This is a genomic window from Nocardia sp. NPDC024068 (assembly GCF_040638875.1).
Classification (GTDB): Bacteria; Actinomycetota; Actinomycetes; order Mycobacteriales; family Mycobacteriaceae; genus Nocardia.
Genome location: NZ_JBEZYU010000022.1, coordinates 57,174 through 80,074, shown reverse-complemented (window position 1 = coordinate 80,074; position 22,901 = coordinate 57,174). Strand labels below are relative to the sequence as shown.

Here is a 22,901-nt window from a genome sequence, read left to right as displayed (position 1 = left end):
GACTGCCGGTATCGGTGGCGGCCGCCGCCGGTGCGCAGGAGCATCGTGTTGCGGGCAATTCAGGTTTCGGTGTCCACCGCGTCCTGCTCGACCAGCTGCCGGACCTGTGCCTTCGCGATCTTCCCGCCGGGAGCCATCGGCATCCGGGGGAGTACCCGCAGCCGTTCCGGGAGATACTCGCGGGTGATACCGCGTTCGCGCAGCCAGGTGGTGAGTTCCCCGAGGGTGAGGTGACCGGATCCCGGCGTCAATGTGACGGCCGCGCAGAGCCGTTCACCGAAGATCGCATCGGGGACCCCGACGGCCGCGACCATTTCCACCGCCGGATGCTCACGCACGAAATCCTCCACTTCGAGTGCGGAGATGTTCTTTCCGCCCCGGATGATCAGATCCGCCAACCGGCCCACCACCCGCAAGCGGTCCGCGTCGTCGACTTCGACGATATCGCCGAGCAGCATCCAGCCGTCGTCGGTGAACAGTTCGGCGTTCGCGGCCTCGTCGTTCCAGTAACCGGGGGACATGAGCGGCCCGCGTACCGCCGGCTGCCCGCGCCGGCTGCCCGGGATCGCCGGGGGTGCACCGTCTTCGAGGATACGGACGTTCATCTCCGGCAGGAGGCGGCCGCCGGTGCGGAGCCGGGTCCGCTCGTCGTCGTCGACCGTGGTGGCGCTGGCCGCACCCGTCTCGTTGGAACCGTAGAACTGCAGGACCAGCGCCCCGGTGACGTCCTCGAAACGTTTGGCTTCGGTGTAGGGCACGGCCTCACCGCCGGTGAACATCACCCGCAACGCGTCCGCCCGGGCCAGGGCCCGGTCCGGTGTTTGCAGCATCATCCGGAATTGCGTGCTCACACAGGCCAGAACGGTGGCACGGTACCGGGCCATCAGGTCGATCGCCGCGGCCGCGTCGAAACGATCCATCACCAGCGCCGGCCGCCCGAGCAGCGCGGGCAGGAAGTGTGAGGTCCACAGCCCGAATCCGAACGGCGCGGGCACGAAAGCGGCGATGGTCTCCCCTTCGCTCATCGCGGCGTTGCGGCAGGCGATCGCGGCGAAGCTGCTCCATCGTCGCTGGGTCTGCATCACCAATTTCGGCCGGCCGGTGGTGCCCGATGTGCTGTTGAGCAGGCATACATCGTCCACCGTGAACGCCGGACCGGTGCGGGGAGCGCGTGGCCGGTCGACCGGCGCGGTGGTGGAGAGCCGGTCGCCGTCGACCAGCACCAGATCGGCGTCGGGGGCGTCCCTGGCTCGCAACTCCCGCAACAGGTCCGATACCGGCCGTCCTCTGTTGTCGCTGGTGGTGACCAGCACGGTGGAGTTCGACTGCGACATCAGATGGGCGAGCTCCGCCGGCCCGGAGCGCGCCCCGACGGCGACGGTGAGCACTCCGGCGCGGTAGGCACCGACCAGGGTCGCGTGGAACTGCACGGTATCGGGCAGATACACCGTGGCCGCCGGAACATCGCCGAGCGCGAGCAGGGTCTCGCAGACGCGGTCGGCGAGCCGATCGTATTCGGCCCAGGTCGTGACCCCGCCGGGGCCGATATAGGCGGGGTCCGCCGACCGGGTGCGGGCCCAGTGCCGGACCAGGTCGGCGACGGAGTATTCGGTGAACGCGGCGGGGTCGGCGGCGAATCCGGCCGAATCGGCGAGAGCGGCGGTGGGTGCGTGCTCCTTCACAGAGCCTCCTCGAGTATCCCCATGGCGGCCCGGTAGGCGCTACCGAGCGCGTCGGCGTCGGCCTCCGGTGCGGACACGGACCCGCGGAGCATGACATATCCGCGGTCCACGATCCGGGACACGCGGTGCAGTGCCGGTTCGGCGACGATCACCGTCATTCCGGAGTCCGCGAAGCCGCGCACATGGTCGAGCAGCTCCCCGGCGATCTTCGGTGACAGCCCGGTGGTCATCTCGTCCAGGAGCAGTGCCCGGGGCATGACCAGCAGGGCACGTGCCAGAAGCAGCATCTGCTGTTCACCGCCGGACAGGACACCGGCGAGCTGTTTGGACCGGGTCCGCAGAATCGGGAACCGCTCGAACGCTGTGTCGAGTACCTCGTTTCGCGCGCCCAGGACCCGGGCACCGATCTCCAGATTCTCCCGGACGGTCAGGCGCGGGAACAACTGCCGGCCCTGGGGGACGAAGGCGACGCCGGCGCGCAGCCGCCGCTGCGCCGCGGTCCCGCCGAGGTCATCGCCGTCCACGGTGACGGTGCCGGTCGCCGGGGTGCTGCCGAAAATCGCGGACAGCAGACTCGATTTTCCGGCGCCGTTGGGTCCGACCACGGCCGTGACCTCACCGGATCGTGCTGCCAAGGCGACGCCCCGGACGGCGACGGCCTTTCCGTACCGGACGGTGAGTTCGCCGGTGGTGATCATCGTGCCTCCTCGGCGCTACCGAAATACACCGCGCGCATCTCCGTGCTGCGCATACAGTCCTGCGGGGTGCCGGTGAACGCCACCCGGCCGTCCGCCAGCAGTACCACCGAATCGGCGAGTTCGGCGAGCAGGTCCACATTGTGGTCGACCAGTACGACCGATCGTCCGGAGTCGCGTACCTGGTGGATGGCGTGGGAGATCGCCGCAATGCCTTCCGTATCCGATCCGGCGAACGGTTCGTCCAGCAGCAGCACCCGTGGCCGCGCGGCCATGGCGCGCGCGATTTCGACAAGCCGCTGGGACCCGAGACCGAGGCTGCCGGTGGGCACGGGATCGGTGGTGACGCCGTACTCCTCGGCCACGGACCGCGCCCGGGCGAGCACCGGCGGCGGCATTCCACCGAGACCTCGCAGGAACGCGCGTAGTGCGGCGCCGTAGGAGCCCATCGAGCGTCCGACGATACCGGGCACGATGTTCTCGACGGGCGTCAGCTCCAAGGCCAGCTGCGGGTGCTGGAAGGTGCGGGCCAATCCGGCCCGGGCCCGCGCGGCGGGACCGGCGGGCAGTGCCCGGCCGTCCAATCGCATCGTGCCCGCGTTCGCGGACTGGGTGCCGACGATGCAGTCGACCAGCGTGGTCTTGCCCGCGCCGTTGGGGCCGACCAGGCCCAGGACAGTACCGGCGGGCAGGTCGAATCCGACATCGTCGACGGCGGTGACGCCACCGTACTGTTTGGTCACTCCGGCCACGGACAGCAGGGCCGGGGAGTTCGCCGGGGCCATCGTGGTCACCCCCTGTCCTGTGCGCGCGACGGTACGAGTCGTTCGAGAATCTGCCGGGCCCAGCCGATGACGCCGCCGGGTGCGAGCAACAGGATCACCAGCACCACGACGGCCAGCAGGAGTTCGCCCGAACCCTGGTAGCCGGGCATGTTCAGGGTGACGGCCACAACGATCAGCGCGCCCAGCGGAGCGCCCCAGGCCGATCCGCGACCCCCGATGATCGGCATGAAAATGGCCAGGAAGACCAGGTCCAGACCGAACGTCTCCGGGGTCACCGCCTGCACCGACACCGTGAACAGGGCACCGCCGGTCGAGGCGATCGCCGCGCCCGCGGCCAGTGCCACCACGGTCAGATGGGTCGGCGAGATTCCGGCGGACTGCACCGCCGGCGCATTCTCGCGGGCGGCGGACAGCGCAAGCCCCCACGGGGATCGGCGTAGCCGGTCGATCAGCACCGCGACCACGCAGACGAAGACCACGGCGGCCACCACCTGGGCATAGCGGGGCGGTTCCCAGCCGAACACGGTGGGCACCGGGATACCGGAGATACCCGAGGCGCCGCCGGTGATCGTGGTGGCGTCGCCGAGCCAGTGTTCGAACGCGATCGCGAAGAGCAGAGTGACGGCGGCGAGATAGAAGCCGGAGAGCTTCCTGGTGGCCATCGCGAGCACGAGGGCGACCCCGGCGGCTATCACCGTGCCGGTGAGCCAGCCCCACCACGGGGACAGCCCCTTCTCGACCGACAGGTACGCGACCGCGTACGCGCCGAGCGCGGCATAGGCGCTGTAGGCCATGGACAGCGAGCCGGCCAGCACGAAGGGCAGATACATGCCCAGCGCCACCAGTGCGTAGGTGGCGGCCAGGAAGACAAGATCCTGGCGGTACAGACTGGGTCCCATCCAGAGCAACACCACCGCGACGACAGCGACGCCGACGACGAGTTCCCCGAGTGCGGTCCGGACGGCGGGCCGGGCGGTCACGAGCGCGGTATCACTCATCACACACGCACCTTTCGTTGGAACAGGCCTTCGGGCCGGAACGCGAAGAACACGAGGGCGACCAGGAAAGTGGCGAACGAACTGCCGGTCGCGCCGAAGTAGAAGCTGCCGAACACCTGGACCCAGCCGAGCGCGAGTCCGCCGATCAGTGGCGCCCAGGGTTTACCGGTACCGCCGACGACGAGCGCGAGGAACCCGGTGAGGGTCCAGGACAATCCGCTGGTGAACTGGGCGCCGGATTTGGCCGCGAAGACGATTCCCGCGATTCCCGCGATGGCTCCGGACAGGCCGAACGCCCACAACCGGACCCGGTTGACGTTCACACCGACCATCCGCGCGGCGTCGTGGTTGTCGCCGACAGCGCGTAAGAACTGCCCCGTGGCGGTGATCCGTAGCCAGAGGACGGTGGCGAGCAGGACGACCAGGGTGACCCCGACGATGGTGGCGGTCATACCCTGCACGGCGACCGATCCGATGTGGAAGTCCGGGATGGGAAAGACATTCGCCACCGGTACGGGGGTCCGGCCGAAAATCGTGCCGGCGAACTGCTGGATGGCGAACAGGGTTGCCGTGACCGCGACCAGGGCGGGAAGTTCGGCGCCCCCCGATCTCCGCTGCACCGGCCGGACGACGACGACCTCGGTCACCAGTGAGACCGCCACCGCCGCGGCGATTCCCAGCACGGCACCCAGCAGGATCGGCAGGCCCCAGGTGGCGGCCGCGTATCCGGTGAGCAGGGCGGCGGCCATCGCGTACGGTCCCGCCGCGAAGTTGAAGAACGAGGCGCCCACGACCACCAGGTAGATCGACAGGGCGACGAGAGCGAAGAAGCAGCCGATCTCGGCTCCGGCGAGCCACAACTGTGGATCACTCATCGCGCGGCCCCCTTCGGTGTGCAGTCCGGCTGGTATTCCGGCCAGGGACCGGTGGGCACATTGCCGGGGCCGAACTCGGTGAGCACCAGCCCGCAGGCCGAATCCGGGGCGATATGGTCGTCGGGCGCGAACGACAGGGTCAGCGGTGCCCGCCCGAAACTGGCCGGAAGGCCGCGGACCTGCTGCATCGCCTGATTGAGGCGCTGCCGGTCGGTATGGGTTCCGGCGAGTTCGATCGCGCGGGCGAGCAGCATCACCGAGTCGTAGGCCTGTGCGTCGTAGGCGGTGACGGAATAGTCGGGTCCTTTGACCGTGCGCAACCATTTCTGCAGATCCGCGGTGCGTGGATTGTCGTTGCTGAGACTTCCCATGTACACGAGACCGTCGAGGGAGCCGGGCGTGGCCAGCTTCCACGACTTGGGCTGGTTGCCGATCGAGGCCAGGGAGAATCGCTGTAACCCGGGCGCCAGCCGGTGCAGCGTGTTCTGCGCGAGGAGCTCGAAATGCCCGCCGACGCTGGCGACGAGCACGACATCGGGATCGCTGTCGAGCAGCCGGGTCACACCCGCGGTGAGATCGGCGGTGTCGACGGCGGCCTTCTGGGTGCCGACGACTTCGATGCATTTGTCCAGCGCCGGATCGAGCGTGGCGAGGATGCCCGCGATCGCGGGGCTCGAGTCGGCCAGGACACCGAGCCGCTTCTTGCCCTGCGCGGCAAAGGCTCCGCAGTACACGTCCGCGTACTGGGCCAGCGGGTTGGGAACCATATAGGCGAACTCGTTGCCCGGGGGCCCGGCCACCGCATCGGTCAGCGCGGCGGGCGCGATGGTGACGACCTCGGTGGACTGCGAAATCTGTTTGGCCTGCAGGGCCGATCCGCTGCCGGTGGCCAGGATGATCGCCGAGGCGCCCTGATCGACCAGTTTGCGGATGATGGACGGCGTGTTCGTCGGACTGCTCTCGTCGTTCTCCACCACCAGACGGACCTGTTTGCCGGCGATACCGCCTTCGGCGTTGAGGCGCTCGACCGTCGCCCGGACGGTGTCGCCGGCGATCGTCGAGTAGGACGCGCCCGGTCCGGTCGAATCCTCGTCCATACCGAGGACGATGTAATCGTCCACCGGTTCCCGGACCTGAGCGCATCCCGCGAGCAGTAACGCCGCGGCCAGTACCCAGGGAAGCATCCGGGTACGTCTCATGAGACCACCACCAATCAAGCGAACGCTTGGTTTGAACCAAGCGAGTGCTTGAGAGTGTGTCCTGTGCCACTCCGGCTGTCAATGGGTTGCCTGCGCGGCTGCCCTGCCGGCGCCCGGCTAGGAGTCGGTGAGCAGCGAATTCGCCAGGATTTCCAGCTGCCGTTCGATACGGTCGAGCCGATCGGTGATCGTCCGGGAGTCGGTGGGCGGGCCCGTATCCGGGCGGGCGGCCGGCGCTGCGCCACCGTCGACGAACGCGGCGACCACCGTATCGGTCACCTCATCACAACGCTCCGCGAGGTGTTCCCGGTGATAGCGGATCGACCACCACACACCCTCGCGGAGCATCCGCGCGAACTCGACGGGATCGAGACCGGCCCGCAGTTCGCCGCAGGCACTGGCCTTGGTCGCCGCGGCGATCCAGAAGGTGTGCGCCTCGCGGACCGCGTCCGCGATCTCGGCGGGTGCCTCGGGGCCGTGATACGTCTTCTCGTTCTGATAGATCTCGGTCGCGTACGCGTGCGCGTCGGCGACCTCGATCGACGAATGGACCAGCGCGCGCAACTCCTCGCGCATCCCCGTGACATGCGGTAACACCGAGCGGTAGCGCGCGTTCAGATCGGTCAGGAAATCGCTGAGGATCGCGAACGCGATCGCATCCTTGGACGGGAAATGGTGGTACAGGCTGCCGGACAGGATGCCGACGCCCTCGGCGATATCGCGCACGCTGGTACCCGCCACCCCGTGCTCGACGAAGAGCCCGGCGGCCACACGTTTGATCTGGTCTCGGCGGTTACCCATCCGCACATGCTTACCGCCGGTACGCGCCGCTGTCGAGCGTCACAGGGGTGCGTTCACAGACCTGAGCAGGTCTCGGCGTTCGGCAGCGCCCGGTCATGGTCCGAGGGCCGTCAGGCCATGCCGCCGGCGCCGGTTGCCCGATCCAGGCGCCTACAGCATTACCGGGTGATCGGGCACCACGCGGCCGCCCAGGTGGACCCAGCCGTCGGGATCGTAGTCGGTGAACAGCTGGGAGCCCCGCCCCTGGGTGATCTCCAGACCACGACCGAGGCGGCCGGTCAGGGCGATGGCGGCGGCGCCGGTGGCCTCGTCCTCGGCGATGCCCATGGCCGGGGCGAACATCCGGGCGCGGACGGCGCCCCGCCGGCGGTCGGTCCAGGCCCAGAGATAGTGGTGGCCACTGTCGAATTCGGCGGGGTCCACGGTGGCGAGAAGTTCGAGGTCGTCGAATTCGTGGAAGGTGAAATCGGGCGCCCACTCCGGGCGCGCACGGACTCGGACGAGACCGTCGGCCTCCGCGACGGCCACCGGCCCGGCGGGTACCTCCAGGGTGGTGACCGGTGTGCCCTGATCGGCCAGCCACCAGGCCGCGCCGACCGTGGGGTGACCGGCGAAGGGGAGTTCCACAGTGGGCGTGTAGATGCGCATCCGGGCGGTGCCGCTCCGCGGGTTGTCGACGACCACGGTTTCGCTGTAACCGAGCCGGGCGGCCAGGGCCTGATGGTCGGCGCCGATCACATCGCCGGCGCGGGCGATGCCGAGCGCATTGCCGAATCCGCCGGTGGCGTCGGTGAAAACCCGGACCACCTCGATCTGAATGCCGCCATCCACCGGAGTATTCACCCGGGTGAGCCTACCCGGTGCGCCCAGCGGGATTCCTCAGGCGGACAGGGCGCGGGCCTGTGCGAATTCGATGATGTCGTGCGCGTAGCCGGACGGCTCACGACCGGCGAAGCACTGCCGGAGCCGGCCTATCGCGTCCTCGAGGTCCGGTCCGGGCCCGCGTTCGGCCAGCAGAACCACGATCGCCTCCCAGGTCCCCAGGCGGGGGTCGGGTTGCCGCAGCAGTTCGTCGAGGTACCGGCCGGGATCCGCGAGTTGCAGGGCGCGGCGGGCATGGGCGTGGACGCGCCGGGGCAGCTCGTCGCGGATGGTGTCGATATCGTGTTGCAGGGCATGCCCACCGGGCCGGTCCGGGTCGATACGCAGGGACCACACCGGTTCCGGCCCGCCCGGCGGACCGGTATCCACCAGATCGGGGCCCGTGGCATCCTCCAGCGGTACGGGTGGCAGGCCCATCCGGGCGTTGCGCCAATTGCCGAACTCCCACCACGCCGCGGGGGTGGCGCTCGAGTACAGCCCGAATCCGACGACCTGCTGCCCGGCACTCCAGGTCCGCGAGATCCGGGTGCGGCCGACCGAGGCGACCCCACCCGCTTCGATCCGCACCCAGCGCGGTTCGTCACCGTGGAAGCCGTACGGCTGCAGCAGTTTCGCCGTGTCGCGCATGAGGCGTCGCAGTGCCGGATCGGGTTTGACCATCCCCGCAGAATAACGACGCGGCCCGACAGGTGCCCGGGGCTCGCGCTCCGGCATCGGGGACCGGCGCATTCCGGCTACAGCTTCACCACCATCTCCAGTCCGCCCCGGAACGGGAGGGTCTGGGTGAGCAGGCCGTTCGCCGGGTCGTCGAGGTAGTCGAAAGTGTCGCGATAGATTTCGGGCCGGTCCTCGGTGTTGTCGATGAGAAGTACCCCGCCCGCCCGGAGTTTCGGTGTGAGCAGTTCGAGGGCGGGCCGTGCCATCGCGGGCCAGATATCGATCAGCGCGAGGTCGACGGGTTCGTCCAGATCGAGCAGGGTGCGGCGGAGGTCGCCTTCCCGGAGGTCGATATAGGACTGCAGGCCCGCGGCGCGGAAATGGTCGCGGGCGGCCGCCGCCTTCGCGGGCTCGTGCTCGGTGCCGATCACCGTTCCCGAGCCGCCGTCCGCCGCCACCACCATCCGGACGGCCTGGGCGAGGTAGAGCGTCGAAACACCGTACGAGGTACCGATTTCCACGATTCTGCGGGCCCGCAGCGCCAGGCAAAGGCGATGGCAGAGCAGCGCCTTGTCGTGTTCGAGGGCCACGAGCTTATCGGCCAGGAACGCGGCGGAGCGGGAGTCGAGATCGACGAGGTCCGCGGCGTCGCCGCGCTCGGCGCGCCCGGCGAAATAGGACGTGATCGACGGGACCTGGTCGGCGCTGCGCCGCTGGAGTTCGGTGACCAGGGTGTCCAGTGCGGGATTGCGGAGATCGCCGGTGTTCATCGGCCAGCCTTTCGTACGGGAGATACCGGCACCTCGGGGCAGTGGCGGCCTCACCAGTGTGCGAACGCCGCTCCTTGATGTCAATGCATTGTGAACGGCAATGATCGTGGGTAGGGTGCGGTCATGTCCCAACCGCTACCGCCGGGACGGCGCCGCCGCAGTCCGGTGACACGGGCCGGTCGTGCGACGCTGAACGCCGAGTCCATCGCGGCCGCCATGCTCGAACTGGCGGGCCGGTCCGGATTCGCGGCCGTCACGATGCAGGATCTCGCCGCCCACCTCGGTGTGACGGTCCGGGCCCTGTACCGGCACGTACGGGATCGGCAGGATGTCGTGGACCGGGCGGTGGAGCTGTGGCTGTCCGGATTACCCGATCCGGTTCTGGACCCGGGGGAGTGGCGCGCGAGTCTGCGCGGTTTCTGCGAGCTCCATCGCGCCGCCGGCCGGCGGCACCCCCGGGCTCTGCTGGTCGCGTTGGACGAACAGGTCGGTGACGCGCGGATACCCGCTCGGCGCCTGACCGCGCCCGAGGACTTCCTGGAATTCCTGACCGCTGTGGGACTCGAGCTGCGCGATGCCCTGCTGGTGCACAGCGATCTGATGATCCGGCTCTACGGTTTCGTGCTCTTCGTCGACTACCGGGCCGATGCCGGAGCTCCGGTCGCCGAACAGTATCCGGTGCCCCGGGCGTGGCTCGACAATCGCCCGGAGCTCGAGCTGCCACTGCTGCGACGGGCCCGGGCCGAAACCCGCTTCGACGCCGACGCGCTGTTCGACCATATCGTCGCGGACGTGATCCGCGCCGTGGAAATTCGCGCGTCCCGGACGGTGCCCTGACCGAGGCTGTGCCGTGTCGTCGATGGCCGGGAGCCGCCCGCCACCGCCGGTGACGGGCGGTCCGCAGCGTCTACGGCTTGGGTTCGAGAGTGGTTCCGACGTCGGACTTGCGATCGGCCTTGGCCTTCTTGTCCGCTCGCTTTTCCTTCAGGGTCTTACCGGACTTCTTGGAATTGGCACTCCGCGGAGATTTATCGGACATCGGCGTCCTCCTGATGGGGGAGACCCGTGCGGCCCCGTTGGCCCGACGGTACGCCACGACGGTGGACAACCTGCGGAAATACGATGGTGTGCCGGTGTTGTGTCGACCCGAGCCGGTCTCATCGGACCCGGACCGCGACGGCGTCCGTGCCGGTGGCGAACTGGTGGGCCTGGAAGACGAACAACAGCGCGAGCAGGCCCAGCAGACCGAGGGCTGCGTCGAGCCCCAGCACGGCGGTGAGAGCCGCGATGAGAACACCCTCCAGGGCGATTCCCGTGTAGGCCACCCGGTTCAGCTTGCCCAGCGCCGTTTCCTCGGACCCGGCCGCGGCGGTGTGGCCGACCGTGGCCGTGCAGAAGGGGTGCAGATTCGACAGCCCGAGGCCCGCCGCCGCGGCACACAGCAGGGTGATGGCGGCGGGACCGTGCCAGAACGGCTGGACGATCCCGGCGATGCCCGCGACCAGGAGTACGCCGCAGTACCGGGCGAAACGTACCCGGTCCAGCCGTCCACTGAGTGGTCCGTAGGCCAGACGGCCCGCGCACAGCGCGCCGATGAACACGGTCAGCGCCGTGCTCGCCGCCGTCAGCGAACCGCCCGCGTTCACCACCACGACGGTGAGCCAGTTCATCAGCGCGCCCTCCAGCAGCAGGGCGGCGAAACTCATGGCGGTGAGACGGCGCAACTGCGGCGGATAAGCCGCGCGCAATCGGGCCGACAGCGATCTGTCCGGGCGGTCCGGCGCCGCGGTCGCGTGTGTGTTGCCCGGTGTGGGATCGGCAACCTGCCCGGGTGGCGTTCCGCTCGCGGGCGTGGCACCTCGGTCGCCCGCGGTCACCGTGCCGCGGTCGCGCTCGGGGGAACTACCGCGGGTGCCGGCCGGTGCCGACGGATCGAACCGGCGCAGGAGTGCGAAGACCAGGACTGCGCCGAGGGCGCCCACCCCCGCCAGGACGGTGAACGAGACCGTCAGCCCGACGCGCCCCGCGGTGGCGGCGCCGAAGGCGGCACCGAGTACACCGCCGACCGCCTGGAAGCCTTCCAGTGGTGAGAGCAGACTGTTGGCCCGCGTATCCGGGCCGGTTTCCATCCGGAATTTCTCGAGCCGGACAGCGATGACGTTCTGGCCGATATCGAGCAGCGCGTTCGCCGCTCCCGCGACCAGCAGCCAGCCCACCATCGACCACAACCCCAGGCCGGCGCCCGCCAGCCCGATGCCGAGGAGGTAGATCCCGGCCGCGATCGGCGCGGCCCGGCGGGCCCGCGCCCGCCGCACCAGCTGCGGTGCGACGAACATGGTCGCGGTCAGGCCGACGACGAATCCGGTCCGCGCGAAGCCGAGCTGGGCGTCGGTCAGCCCGTAGGCGTCCCGCAGTTCCGGCAACCGCGATGCCAGTGCCGCATAGCCCAGACCGTTGAGCATGAACAGGCCCAGGGCTGCCACGTACCAGCGATAACGTTCGGCCGCCGCGACCGGCCCACGCTGTGCCATTTCGCCTCCTCCTCAGCACATCGACCTGTGTGCACCACGGTCGGCGAGCGCGTGGTGGACCGGGATGGCGACACCGTCCCAGGTCGCCGAGGCCTGCGCTGCGGCGACGGTTCGCACCAAGGTCATCTCCTGGTCCCGGATCGTGGCGGGGGCCGGTCCGGAGGACAGCCCGCCGGACACGGCGCCGGCCTGGAGCAGATGGCATTCGGCAGTGGTGGGCACCGGGGCGAGCCTGCGCACCGCGGACCCGTTCCGCGGGTACAGGATGGGCGGGTTGTTGCGGGCCCACCGCGAATCCTGGTCCGTCGGCAGGTCCACATGGATCGACCCCAGAGTCCCGTACAACGTGATCCCGCAATCGTCGGAGGTGCTCACATGAGGCGCGTCGTAGGCGGCGTGGATCTGCAGTTCGACATCGGCGCCGTCGCGGATGGTCACCCGGGCGGTGTCCTCGCTGCCCCAGCCGGTGTTGATCTGCCAATCCCGCGCGACCACCGTGAGCTGTCCGGGTGCCAGGAAACGCAGCGTCTGCGACAGCATATGGGGCACCAGATCACCACGGACGCCGTCGCCGCGACGGAACATACCGCGCCGGGAGTCCGGGTGACCGCTGCGGCGCATCCACCAGGCGTTCACCCAGTAGAGATCGCCGATCAGCCCGGCGGCGACGAGATCCCCGAGCTCGGCGAGCATATGACGTCGCTGATAGGCAACGGCCAGGAATAGTCCGGATTTGTCCGCGCGCGCGAACAACTGCTCGGCCATGGCGATATCGTCGGTGAGCGGTTTCTCGCACAGCACATGCCAGCCGCGATCGAGACATTCGGTGACCACCGGGCCGTGGGCGGGATCCGGTACACAGACCACGGCGAGGTCGATCGGCGCGGATACTTCCGCGATGCTGCCGAACACCGGGATATCCGGATGAGCGGCGCGCAGCAGTTCCGCCTTGCCGGGGTCGATTTCGACGAGTGCGCGTATTTCTGTCGATGGGAGTGCGCCGAATGCTTCCGTGTGGCGTGGCGCGACCGCCGACGATGCCCCCACGATCGCGATACCTCGGATGCTCACAGTTCTCCTACTCGAATTCGTTTGCGGTGCCTTGTTCGATATCGGTGAACGGCGTCGTTGCCGGGAGGACGGGCAGGCGAAGCGAGTGTCGCTCACTACGCGGACAGCAGGTGCTCCGCGCGATCACCGAGGATTTCGCTCGCCCGGATGAACAGCTCTGGGAAATCCGGATCCAGCAGTACGGCGTGTTCGAAGGCGAATGTCGTCTCGGCCAGCGCATGCGCGCGGGAGAGATCGAATCTCCGCGGGTCGAGTGCGGCGAAGTAGCTCTCGGACCAGCGGTTGGCGGGATCGGTCAGCGGCTGGTAGACATCGGTGCGGTCCAGTGGCTCGTACACCGGTGTGACCTCGCATCCGAGGAGGTGAGCGTAGGCCCGCGCGAGTAGCGGCAGGGGTAGCCCAGCGAATGCGCCCGGTTCGGCCCGGGCCAGCACCTTGTAGGTGATCTGCCGGTCCACATGAGGTTGTGAGGTCATCGGCGCCAGTCCCGGCGTATCCGAGATCGTCGATTCCAGAGCCATGAGGCCGTGCTGCTTCGCTGCCAATTCGCCGGTGTAGAAGCGTCTCATCCGGGCGCGCAGGAGTGCGGCGCCGAGTGCAGGAAGCCGCTCGTTACCGGCCTGGAAGGGCACCGAGGTGCCCAGCGGGCGACCGCAGGTGGTCAGCGACACCAGTTGATCGACCAGCGGTCCGTGCGGCGTCGAGATCATGCCGCCCTCGCCGATTCCGATGGATTTCGAGGACTGGAAGGACCAGGTCCCGAAATCCGCGACGGATCCCGCGGGCCTGCCGCGGACGACCCCGCCGTGCGCGTGCGCGCAATCCTCGATACTCGTGACGCCGTACTCGGCGCAGACCCGCGCGATCTCCGGCATATCGACCATCCGGCAGTAGAGATCCGGAATGACGGCCGCGGCGATTTCGCGGTCCCGATCGGCCTCGAGCGCGCGGACGACGGTGCCGGTGTCCAGGACCCCGGTCGCCGGATCGATGTCCAGGAAAACCGGTGCGAGCCGCCGGTCCACGGGCGCGGCCGGGGTGGCCTGCCAGGTGAGGCCGGGGACCAGGACTTTCATCCCGGGCAGCAGGGCGCGACGTCCCAGCAGCGGCGCGGCGACCGCCGCGGCCATCAGCGCGACCACGATCGCCCTGGTCCCACTCGACACCGGTACGGCGTGCGGAACCTGCTGGTAGTGCGCGAACTCCGCCGCGGCGCGGGCCTGTTCCACGCCGAGCCCCGCCGCGACGGTCTCGTCTATCGCGGCTCCGGGCAGCAGTGGCCTGCCGCCGACACTGTCGAGTCCCCAGTGTCCCGATTCGAGTACGGCGTGCACGAACTCTCGTTCGGTGTCGAAGTTCGTCGTGGTGGCCGCCGGATGGTGGTTGCGCAGCGGCCGTCCGAGTACGGACAGTGCCGCCGTTTCCGCGCTTGTCAATGGAACCCCCTTCAGGAGCATCGATCCGCCGAATAGCGGTGTGACACCGCGACCCGATTCCGTGCGCATCCCCGAGCGTGCGGAGTACGTGATCTCATGAGCTCTGCTTCAGGCTCGCACGGCGGCCGTCGGACGTGTGGAAACCCGATATGAACATCTCCGGTAGCGTTCCTTAATGGACGACCGGCCGATGGGTGATGGAAAGTGTTGCGCGAAAAGCAGTTTCGGTGATACGTGATGCTGCTCGGCGGCAGTGGCGAAATCCCGGTTAGCATCGACGTCCGTGGCTACCGAGGCGGCGAAGCCGGACCATCCGATCCTGGTGATCGGCGCCGGGCAGGCCGGCCTGTCCGCGGGTTATCACCTGCGCCGCCGCGGCCTGCTGCCCGGCACCGATTTCCTCATCGTCGACCACGCCCCCGGCCCGGGCGGGGCATGGCAGTTCCGCTGGCCGACGCTGACCCTGAGTACGGTGAACCGCGTGCACGACCTGCCCGGTATGTCGTTCACGGATAATCTGCCGCCCACCACGACTCCGGCCGCCGAAGTATCCGCGGCGACCGCCGTGCCCTACTACTACCGGCGGTACGAAGAGCATTTCGATCTGCGGGTGCGCCGACCCGTGACGGTCCGGGTCGTCTGCGATCGCGCCGACCGCGACGGGCTGCTGCACGCCGAGACCGACAATGCGGGCACCATCCGGGTCCGCGGCCTGATCAACGCCACCGGGACCTGGGAACATCCGTTCATTCCGCACTATCCCGGCGCCGAGACCTTCGCCGGGCGGCGGCTGCACACCCGCGACTACCGCGGGCCGGAGGAATTCGCCGGGCAGCATGTGGTGGTGGTCGGCGGTGGCATTTCCGCGGTGCAGCTGCTCGACGAGATCTCCCGGGTCACCACCACGACGTGGGTCACCCGGTCCGAGCCGGTGTTCCGGGAGATCCCGTTCGGCGAGGATGCCGGCCGGCGCGCAGTGGCGATGGTGGAGGACCGCGTGCGGCGTGGACTGCCGCCCGGTTCGGTGGTGTCGGTGACGGGGCTGCCGCTCGACGACCGGCTGCGCGCGGCCCGGGACCGCGGAGTGTTGCGGCGCCTGCCCATGTTCGACCGCATCGAACCCGACGGCGTGCGCTGGGCGGACGGCAGTTTCCGGGCCGCGCAGGTGATTCTGTGGTGCACCGGTTTCCGCAGCGCACTGGACCATCTGGCGCCGCTGCGGTTACGCGGCCCCGGCGGCGGGATCACCATGACCGGCCGGCTCGCCACCCGGGTGGCGGCGGATCCGCGCATCCACCTCATCGGATACGGCCCCTCGGCCAGTACCGTGGGCGCGAACCGGGCCGGCCGGACGGCCGCGGCCGAACTCACGGAGTACCTCGGGCCGAATCCGGGGTAAGCCCCCTGAGCGGCAAATCTGTTGCTGCCGGGCGTGTTTCCCGAAACCCGCCGGTGGGTAATCCGTTGCGACCCCCATTCGAGCGGCGTCGCTCGGCACCTATGTGTAGTGTCTCTGAAATCTGAAACACTCATGGGACGAGTAGAGGCGCAGTGATCGGAATCGACGGATGTCTGGAACGCATCATGGACATCCCGGGGGCTCGCAGTGTGACATTGGTGGACGGTGCGAGCGGTCTGGCCGTGGCCGGCGCGGGACGGCACGAACTGGTCGACCAGCACGAGGACGCGGCGGCCACCACGGATGTGGTGCGGGCCGTGCTCGCCTGTCCGGCGCTGGCCACCGGGGACACCGATGACGACATCACCGAGATCATCGTGTGCGGAACCGGTGGCTACCACCTGCTCAACCTCGTCGACGGGGATTTCGACGGCCGCCTCTTCGTTCATGTGCTGTTCGACGAGGACACCGGCAATCTGGCGATGGCGCGCTTCCGGTTGCGCGGCATCCTCGCCGAACTGACCGAGGACGAGCATGGCCGTTGAGCTCGCCGAGGAACTGCGGCGGCTGGAGGACGAGGGGCGCACCGGCGTCCTGCACGCGGGGGACGGGGTGTTCCACCTGGCCGGCGGTGCCATCGCCTCCGCGGCCTGCCGCCGGACCACCGGTCTCGACCGCCTGGTGGTCGAGGCGGGGGTGGCCAGCGCCGAGGACTGGCAACGCGCCGGGGAGGGCGATCCGAGCCCGGTCCTGGGACGCCCGCTGCTGGAGACCCTGGCGCTGCTCTCGGTGTTCGATGCCGCATATTTCCTGCTGTCCACGCCGGTGATTGCCGAATTCCGGCCCGCGCCCGCGCATTGGCTTTCGGAAGTCTGCCATATCCGGCCGCGGGCACTGGTCCACGAATGCGTCCGGCGCGGGGATCCCGAATCCGGGCCGTGGCCGGCGGAACTGGTGGATCGGGCCGTGGTGGTGCCGGTTCGCCGGGTCCGGCGACGGCGGGTGGTGCTCACCGGAGGTCAGGCCGAGGTCCTGGCGGCGGCCGACACCCGCCGCAGTGTGACCGGTATCGCCCGGGAGCTGGGCCGGACCGCCTACGGCTGCCTGGAGGCGGTCCGGGAACTGACCGAAGCCGGGCTGATCGAGCCGCCGGTGACGGCCGCGGGTCCTGCGGCACCTCCGGTGATCGCCGCTCCGATTGCCCAGCAGGTGATCACCGGCCCGGTCCCGGCCGAGCCACCACTGCGGCGACGGGTCCGGCAGGCCACCCCGGTTCCCGAAGCCGATGACTGGGAGCCGGTGGACCGTGACCTGCTCGTCCGCCTCCGGGCGGCGCTGGAGGACCTCGCGTGACGGCGCGCAAGAATTTGTTCGGTGAACTGATGGGGAGGCTGACCAAGGTGCCGATATCCGGACCCGATCCCGATGCGCTGGTGCTCGCGGAACTACGGCGATTGCGGGACCGCGTCCCCGGGCTGACCGGTTCGCTGGTCGCCTCCAGCGATGGGTTGCTGGTCACCCACGATCTACCCGAGCATATCGAACCCACCGGGATGGCCGCGCTGGCCGCGGCCCAGCTGTCGCTGTCGGATCGGCTGGCAGGCACCGCGCACGGGGGTGTCTTCCAGGCCGTGGTGGTGGACGGTAGCGCCGGGCATGTGGTGATCTACGCGGCCGGCTGGGCGGCGCTGACGGTGCTCGCCGGTCCGGAGGTGAACATCGGCCGGCTGCATCTGGAATGCCGGCCGGTGGCACGCGCGATCGCCGAGCACCTGGCGGTGCGCTCCCGGCAGTCCGGGACCACGAACGCACGGAACTAGGCCCGCGGGGCCCGGAAAAGAAACAGCGAGAGGAATGACCTATGTCCGATCTGGATTTGGCGCTCAAGGACATGATGTCGATCGACGGCGCGCTCGGCGCCGCCGTCGTCGACTGGAACAGCGGTATGGCACTGGGAATCGCGGGTAGCTCGAAAGCGCTCGATCTGCACGTCGCGGCGGCAGGTAACACCGAGGTGGTGCGGGCGAAACTGCGCACCATCGAACAGCTGGGCCTGCAGGAGGATATCGAGGACATCCTCATCACGCTCAGTGCCCAGTACCACATCATCCGCCCGATGACCGGCCGCAAATCGAAGGGCCTCTTCCTCTACCTGGCTCTCGATCGCAGCCGGGCCAATCTCGCGCTGGCCCGGCACCGCCTGCGTGGGATCGAAGAAGAACTCGAGGTCTAGTCCCGGCGGGAAGCCGGGGATCGCCGGCACGGTGGTCGATCCGGACGCCATGCCGGCGCCGGGATCGAACCGCCGGCGACGCCGGGGCTCAGCTCGCGGGGGCCGGAGCGGGTTCGGCGGTGGGTTCGCGCACATCCGCGGCAGGCCGGTCGCTGTAGAGCCCGTCGATCCGGTCCGCGTACTTCCGCTGGATCACGGCGCGTTTGAGCTTCATGGTGAGGGTGACCTCGTCCCCGCCCGCCTCCCAGAACACCGGCAGGATCACGAACCGTTTGATCTGTTCCACCCGGGCCAGCCGGGAGTTGCCGGCGGCCACCCCCGCCGAGATCGCCGCCACCACCGAGGGTTCGGCGGCCAGGGCGGCGGCGGATGCGTCGGTGAGTCCGTGCTGCCGGGCATAGGGTCCGGTGGATTCGGCGTCGAGCACGATGAGCGCGGTGTTGTACGAGCGGCCCTCGCCGATCACCGCCATGGCGCCGATCAGCGGGGTCGCGGCCTTGATGGTGTTCTCGATATGGGTGGGGGACATGTTCTTGCCCGACGCGTTGATGATGATCTCTTTTTTGCGATCGACCACGCGGAGATAGCCGTCGTCGTCGGTGGTGACGATATCGCCGGTGTGCAGCCACCCGTCGTCGTCGATCGCCTCGGCGGTCTGGTCCGGCTGCCGCCGATAGCCCTTCATCACCAGCGGGCCCCGGATATGGAGTTCGCCGTCCGGGCCGAATCGGGATTCCATTCCGGGTAGCAGCCGTCCGACGGTGCCGAGCCGGACGTCACGGGGATGGCTGACACTGCAGATACACGATAGTTCGGACATCCCCCAGATCTCGGTGATCGGCACCCCGAGACCGGCGAAGAACCCCAGCGTCGCAGGCGGGATCGGGGCCGCACCCGACATCGCCCAGCGGACCCGGTCCAGCCCCAGCGCCGTCCGCAGCCCGCGCAGGACCAGTTCGTCGGCGCGCTGCCATTCGGCGTCGAGTTCGCCGGGAATCGGTTCTCCGGTGAGCAGGTGTTCACCGCGGGCGGTGGCCACCGACAATGCCCACCGCAGGGCGCCGCGCCGTTGCTCGTCGGGTTCGGCGGCGACCTTGAATTCGATACCCGCCCGCAGTTTCTCCCAGACCCGCGGCACCGCGCCCCAGATCGTGGGGCGCAGATCGGCCAGGGCCGCCGCGATGTTCTTGGGGTCGTCCACGCAGGTCACCTGGGTGCCGAGGACTTCCTGGACGTAGAGCGCGGTGAGCCGGTCGGCGATATGGGCGCTCGGCATGAACGAGGTGATGGTGTCGCCGAATTCGATGCCCAGCACCTCCGCGATCCCGTAGACCTGGAACAGCAGATTGGCGTGAGTGGTTTCCACGCCTTTGGGCGCCCCGGTGGTACCGGACGTGTAGATCAGGGTGGCGATATCGCCGGGGCGGACCGCACGCCAGGCCGAGTCGAAATCGAAATCGATACGCGCCGAGGCGAGGAGTTCGTCGATCGACCAGGTGCCGTCCGGTGCGTCGTCGATACAGACCAGGTGATCGATATCCGCGCCGCCCGCGCGCAGCCGGCCGGCGTACTGCGATTCGCAGATCACCACGCGGGGACCGGCATTGCCGAGCACATGGCCGAGCTGGTCCGCGGCCAGGGTGTTGTACACCGAGAACGAGGTCGCTCCCAGATGCTGCGCGGCCACCTCGAGCGGATAGAACTCGACCCGATTCGACATCATCAGCGCGACGGTGTCGCCCCGGCGTACGCCCAGCCCGGCCAGCCCGGCCGCGTATTCACGCACCTGCTCGGCGTATTCGCCCCAGGTCAGGGTCTGCGCGCTGCCCGGAGTGCGCAGCGCGATCGCATGGGGCGCGAGTGCGGCGATGTGCTGGAACGCGGCGGGCAGGGTGCTGAAACGAGCTGTGCTCACGGGGATCCCTTCCGGATCAGACCGCGGCTGCGGTGGAGTCGAGTACCGAGGAGACGAAACGGGCGGTGCGGGCGGAGACCTGCCGTACAGTGCGCGACTGCCATGAGCCGCGCCGGGCCGGTGGTCATCGCCTCTTCTCGATCGCCCGGACGAGTTCTTGCACCGTCGAATCGGCGGCGAGACGGCTGTCCAGCACCGTATTGATCACCCCGCGCAGCAGTGCGTAGGGCTGCCATCCGCTCGGCGCGATGGTGCGGGGTGCCCGGCGGCCGATACCGTCGGCGATGGTCCGCGCCGCGGCGGCCGCGGTGATCCGGACGTTCAGCGGCCACGGCAGCAGCCCGTTGATCCGGCGGCCCAGATCGTCGGCGTCGAGCATCTCGTGGGTCATCGAGGTTTCGACGAGCCCGAAGTAGGCGATCCCGGCGGTGGCGCCGGAGGCGGCCAGTTCGACCCGCAGCGCCCGGCCGAACTGTTCCACGGCCGCTTTGCTCACCATGTAGGGCGAACCGCCCATCCCGGGGGCGAAGGCGGCGCACGAGGACACCACGACCACATGGCCTCTACTGCGGACGATCTGGTCGAGCGCGGGATGCACGGTGTTGAACACACCGGTGAGGTTGATCCGCACCACCCGGTCGAAATCGTCCGGTTCCATGGTGCGGATGGTCGCGGGCACCGGTGTCACCCCGGCGTTGGCGACGACGATATCCAGGCGGCCGTACCGCTGTGCCACCTCCTGGATCACCTGTTCCATCCGCTCCCGATCGGCGACATCGGCGCCGACGCCGTGCGCGCGCGAGCCCAGCCCGTCGGCGGCGCGCCGGGCCGCGGCCTCGTCGATATCGACGACCACCACCTCGGCGCCGCGCCGGTGCAGGAGGGTGACCAGTTCGAGGCCGATGCCCTGTCCGGCGCCGGTTACCAGCGCGACCTTGTCCTTCACATCGAAGGTGACCGCCGAGCGCAGCCCCAGGGGGTCCGGCAGTTTCGGCTTCATCGGGTCACCTCGTAGGAGCCGGCGTCGAATCGTCGGGTCCGCCGGCGGTATTCGAAACTCCAGTTGGGGTACAGCCCGGCGTTACCCCCGTCGGGGGTGGTGTAGTAGCTCTGGCAGCCGCCGGTGAGCCAGACCGTATCCGCACTGCGGCGCGCCATTTCGTCGACGAACGCGTCCTGGGTGTCGCGGCGGACCTCGACGCGGTGGGCTCCCTCGTCACGGAGGGTGGTCAGGGCGTCCACGATGTAGGTGATCTGGGATTCCAGCATGAAGATCGCCGACTGGTTACCGGCCGCGCCGAAGGGGCCGAGCGTGCAGAAGAAGTTCGGGAACCCCGCGATCGCCGTGCCGAGATAGGTCTGCGGATGGTCGTGGTAGAGATCGGCGATCGTCACGTCGTCGCGTCCGGTGATCCGCTCGAAAGCACTCGGGATCGGAGTGAAACCCGTGCCGTAGATGATCGTATCGACCGGAATCTCGTCTCCGGCGCGGGTGACGATCGACCGGGCCCGGATCTCGGCGATCCCGTCGGTGACCACGTCGACATTGTCGCGGTCCAGGGCCGGAAGATAGGCGTCGGAGAAGATCGCGCGTTTGCAGCCGATGATGTAGTCGGGGGTCGCCTTCCGTCGTACCCGGGGATCACGGATCTGGCGCCGCAGCTGGAACCGGCCGAGGAGTTCGTAGGGGTGGCGGAACCGGTTGTCGACGAACCCGACCAGGCCGAATCCTTCGATCAGCGTGTACCAGGTACCGCGGATCGCTTTCTGCGCGAGCGGCAGCCGGCGCAGCAGGCTGCGTTCGATCCCGAGGGTTTCGCGGTCCATCCGCGGCACGATCCAGGGTGCGGAACGCTGGAAAACGGCGAGCGCGGCGACCCGCGGCTGGATTTCGGGGATGAACTGCACCGCGGAGGCGCCGGTCCCGATCACCGCGACCCGTTCACCGGTGAGGTCGTGGTCGTGGTCCCAGTGCAAGGAATGGAACGCGGTGCCCTCGAAATTGTCGATCCCGGGCAGTTCGGGATATTTGGCCTCGGCGAATACCCCGGCCGCGGAGATGAAATAGTCCGCGGTGAGCGCGCCGCGCGAGGTCTCGATCCGCCAGCGGGCGCCGTCCTCGTCCCAGCGGGCCTCGAGTAGTTCGGTGTTCAACCGGATATGGCGCAACACATCGTGCTCGGTGGCGACTCCGCGCAGGTATTCGAGGATCTCCCGCTGTTTGCCGTACATCCGCGACCAGTCCGGGTTGGGCGCGAAGGAGTAGCTGTACAGATGCGACGGCACGTCGCAGGCGGCGCCGGGATAGGTGTTCGCCTGCCAGGTGCCGCCGAGATCGGCGGCACGTTCGACGACCACCAGATCGTCGAACCCGGCCCGGCGCAGGGCGATCGCCAGGCCGATACCGCCGAAGCCGGCGCCGAGGACGACGATGCGGTGGTGTTCCGCGGCCGTCGCGCTCATCGCCGGGCCCCGGAGGGGGCGGTGCGGACACGGCGGGTGGTGCCCTGGGCGATGGAACGGGTGACGAACCGGTTGACCGGGCTCGCCGCGGTGAGCAGCGGACGCAGCACCGGATTGCCTTCGAGTGCGAAGGTCCAGACCAGCCGCGTACCGGTGGCGAGCGGGAGCAGAGTGAGGTCCTCGGCGAAACGGCGCAGGCCGGGGACCGAGGCGGCGTCGACGGTGAAGGTCATCCGCGCCCCCTCGTCCCAGCGGTAGAAACGTTCGTCGAGCCGCAGGAAACCACCCAGGGTGACCTGACGGGTGGTACCGACCCCGAAGGGGCGGGCCGAGGTCCACCGGGCGGCCGTGATCACCGGGGACCACGAGACCAGCGCGTCGTCCGCGGTCAGGGTGTCCCATACCTGCTCGACGGGAGCCGGAATATCGACGACGTGGGTGTAGCGGTGCGCGGCGGTGTCGAGGAAGGTGTCGTCGGCGGTGCCGAGCGCGAATCGTGTAGCCATGAG

General features: G+C 69.1%; 24 protein-coding genes. 6 read left to right on the top strand and 18 right to left on the bottom strand.

What is annotated here, in order from left to right; all coding sequences use genetic code 11:
• Window positions 1-59: 59 nt before the first annotated feature.
• The 10 genes from AB0F41_RS18590 to AB0F41_RS18545 form a co-directional block, all read right to left on the bottom strand.
• Window positions 60-1,682 carry a class I adenylate-forming enzyme family protein gene (locus AB0F41_RS18590; protein WP_357425309.1) on the bottom strand — a complete coding sequence of 541 codons (1,623 nt, stop codon included), beginning with the start codon at window positions 1,680-1,682 and terminating at the stop codon, window positions 60-62.
• Window positions 1,679-2,380 carry an ATP-binding cassette domain-containing protein gene (locus tag AB0F41_RS18585; RefSeq protein ID WP_357425307.1) on the bottom strand — a complete coding sequence of 234 codons (702 nt, stop codon included), beginning with the start codon at window positions 2,378-2,380 and terminating at the stop codon, window positions 1,679-1,681. The genes AB0F41_RS18590 and AB0F41_RS18585 overlap by 4 nt, the downstream gene beginning before the upstream one ends.
• Window positions 2,377-3,162 carry an ATP-binding cassette domain-containing protein gene (locus tag AB0F41_RS18580; protein WP_357425330.1) on the bottom strand — a complete coding sequence of 262 codons (786 nt, stop codon included), beginning with the start codon at window positions 3,160-3,162 and terminating at the stop codon, window positions 2,377-2,379. The genes AB0F41_RS18585 and AB0F41_RS18580 overlap by 4 nt, the downstream gene beginning before the upstream one ends.
• A 5-nt stretch (window positions 3,163-3,167) precedes the next feature.
• On the bottom strand, window positions 3,168-4,160 hold the full coding sequence (locus AB0F41_RS18575) for a branched-chain amino acid ABC transporter permease (RefSeq protein WP_357425305.1): 993 nt from the start codon (window positions 4,158-4,160) through the stop codon (window positions 3,168-3,170).
• Window positions 4,160-5,035 carry a branched-chain amino acid ABC transporter permease gene (locus AB0F41_RS18570; RefSeq protein WP_357425303.1) on the bottom strand — a complete coding sequence of 292 codons (876 nt, stop codon included), beginning with the start codon at window positions 5,033-5,035 and terminating at the stop codon, window positions 4,160-4,162. The genes AB0F41_RS18575 and AB0F41_RS18570 overlap by 1 nt, the downstream gene beginning before the upstream one ends.
• Window positions 5,032-6,234 (bottom strand): ABC transporter substrate-binding protein, encoded by a 1,203-nt coding sequence (locus tag AB0F41_RS18565; protein WP_357425301.1) that lies wholly within the window; start codon window positions 6,232-6,234, stop codon window positions 5,032-5,034. The genes AB0F41_RS18570 and AB0F41_RS18565 overlap by 4 nt, the downstream gene beginning before the upstream one ends.
• A 117-nt stretch (window positions 6,235-6,351) precedes the next feature.
• Window positions 6,352-7,035, bottom strand: a complete 684-nt coding sequence (locus tag AB0F41_RS18560; protein ID WP_357425299.1) for a TetR/AcrR family transcriptional regulator — start codon at window positions 7,033-7,035, stop codon at window positions 6,352-6,354.
• Window positions 7,036-7,185: 150 nt separating this feature from the next.
• On the bottom strand, window positions 7,186-7,878 hold the full coding sequence (locus AB0F41_RS18555) for a PhzF family phenazine biosynthesis protein (RefSeq protein ID WP_357425297.1): 693 nt from the start codon (window positions 7,876-7,878) through the stop codon (window positions 7,186-7,188).
• Between the two features lie 36 nt (window positions 7,879-7,914).
• A complete protein-coding gene (locus tag AB0F41_RS18550) occupies window positions 7,915-8,577 on the bottom strand; it encodes a hypothetical protein (RefSeq protein WP_357425295.1) in 663 nt (220 codons plus the stop codon).
• 74 nt (window positions 8,578-8,651) lie between these two features.
• Window positions 8,652-9,344: a class I SAM-dependent methyltransferase gene (locus AB0F41_RS18545; RefSeq protein WP_357425293.1), complete on the bottom strand. Its 693-nt coding sequence runs from the start codon at window positions 9,342-9,344 to the stop codon at window positions 8,652-8,654.
• Between the two features lie 123 nt (window positions 9,345-9,467).
• Between AB0F41_RS18545 and AB0F41_RS18540 the strand changes: the two genes are divergently transcribed.
• On the top strand, window positions 9,468-10,181 hold the full coding sequence (locus AB0F41_RS18540) for a TetR family transcriptional regulator (protein WP_357425291.1): 714 nt from the start codon (window positions 9,468-9,470) through the stop codon (window positions 10,179-10,181).
• Window positions 10,182-10,251: 70 nt separating this feature from the next.
• Here the strand turns inward: AB0F41_RS18540 and AB0F41_RS18535 are convergent, their stop codons facing one another.
• From AB0F41_RS18535 to AB0F41_RS18520, 4 genes are all read right to left on the bottom strand, one after another.
• Entirely contained in the window at window positions 10,252-10,383 is a 132-nt protein-coding gene (locus AB0F41_RS18535; protein WP_357425289.1) for a hypothetical protein, read from the bottom strand.
• A 118-nt stretch (window positions 10,384-10,501) separates the two neighbouring features.
• Window positions 10,502-11,875 carry an MFS transporter gene (locus AB0F41_RS18530; protein ID WP_357425287.1) on the bottom strand — a complete coding sequence of 458 codons (1,374 nt, stop codon included), beginning with the start codon at window positions 11,873-11,875 and terminating at the stop codon, window positions 10,502-10,504.
• A 12-nt stretch (window positions 11,876-11,887) separates the two neighbouring features.
• Window positions 11,888-12,946 (bottom strand): Gfo/Idh/MocA family oxidoreductase, encoded by a 1,059-nt coding sequence (locus tag AB0F41_RS18525; protein ID WP_357425285.1) that lies wholly within the window; start codon window positions 12,944-12,946, stop codon window positions 11,888-11,890.
• Window positions 12,947-13,041: 95 nt separating this feature from the next.
• Window positions 13,042-14,382 carry a DegT/DnrJ/EryC1/StrS family aminotransferase gene (locus tag AB0F41_RS18520; RefSeq protein ID WP_357425283.1) on the bottom strand — a complete coding sequence of 447 codons (1,341 nt, stop codon included), beginning with the start codon at window positions 14,380-14,382 and terminating at the stop codon, window positions 13,042-13,044.
• A gap of 283 nt (window positions 14,383-14,665) precedes the next feature.
• On the opposite strand from AB0F41_RS18520, the gene AB0F41_RS18515 reads away from it, so the two are divergent.
• From AB0F41_RS18515 to AB0F41_RS18495, 5 genes are all read left to right on the top strand, one after another.
• Entirely contained in the window at window positions 14,666-15,781 is a 1,116-nt protein-coding gene (locus tag AB0F41_RS18515) for an NAD(P)-binding domain-containing protein (RefSeq protein ID WP_357425281.1), read from the top strand.
• Window positions 15,782-15,933: 152 nt separating this feature from the next.
• The gene (locus AB0F41_RS18510; protein ID WP_357425280.1) at window positions 15,934-16,326 is read left to right on the top strand and encodes a hypothetical protein; all 393 of its coding nucleotides are present in this window, start codon (window positions 15,934-15,936) and stop codon (window positions 16,324-16,326) included.
• Window positions 16,316-17,134, top strand: coding sequence for a hypothetical protein (locus tag AB0F41_RS18505; RefSeq protein WP_357425278.1), 819 nt, complete (start codon window positions 16,316-16,318; stop codon window positions 17,132-17,134). Before AB0F41_RS18510 ends, AB0F41_RS18505 begins: the two co-directional genes overlap by 11 nt.
• Complete coding sequence (locus tag AB0F41_RS18500; protein WP_357425276.1) at window positions 17,131-17,601, top strand: roadblock/LC7 domain-containing protein; 471 nt, start codon at window positions 17,131-17,133, stop codon at window positions 17,599-17,601. Before AB0F41_RS18505 ends, AB0F41_RS18500 begins: the two co-directional genes overlap by 4 nt.
• Window positions 17,602-17,642: 41 nt before the next feature.
• Complete coding sequence (locus tag AB0F41_RS18495; RefSeq protein ID WP_357425274.1) at window positions 17,643-18,014, top strand: hypothetical protein; 372 nt, start codon at window positions 17,643-17,645, stop codon at window positions 18,012-18,014.
• 88 nt (window positions 18,015-18,102) lie between these two features.
• Here AB0F41_RS18495 and fadD11 read toward each other — a convergent pair whose 3' ends face one another.
• The 4 genes from fadD11 to AB0F41_RS18475 form a co-directional block, all read right to left on the bottom strand.
• Window positions 18,103-19,929 carry a fatty acid--CoA ligase FadD11 gene (fadD11, locus tag AB0F41_RS18490; RefSeq protein WP_357425272.1) on the bottom strand — a complete coding sequence of 609 codons (1,827 nt, stop codon included), beginning with the start codon at window positions 19,927-19,929 and terminating at the stop codon, window positions 18,103-18,105.
• A 124-nt stretch (window positions 19,930-20,053) separates the two neighbouring features.
• Window positions 20,054-20,929 carry a short-chain dehydrogenase/reductase gene (locus AB0F41_RS18485; RefSeq protein WP_357425270.1) on the bottom strand — a complete coding sequence of 292 codons (876 nt, stop codon included), beginning with the start codon at window positions 20,927-20,929 and terminating at the stop codon, window positions 20,054-20,056.
• A complete protein-coding gene (locus AB0F41_RS18480) occupies window positions 20,926-22,392 on the bottom strand; it encodes an NAD(P)/FAD-dependent oxidoreductase (protein ID WP_357425268.1) in 1,467 nt (488 codons plus the stop codon). Before AB0F41_RS18480 ends, AB0F41_RS18485 begins: the two co-directional genes overlap by 4 nt.
• Window positions 22,389-22,898 (bottom strand): SRPBCC family protein, encoded by a 510-nt coding sequence (locus tag AB0F41_RS18475; protein ID WP_357425266.1) that lies wholly within the window; start codon window positions 22,896-22,898, stop codon window positions 22,389-22,391. The genes AB0F41_RS18480 and AB0F41_RS18475 overlap by 4 nt, the downstream gene beginning before the upstream one ends.
• Window positions 22,899-22,901 lie beyond the last annotated feature (3 nt).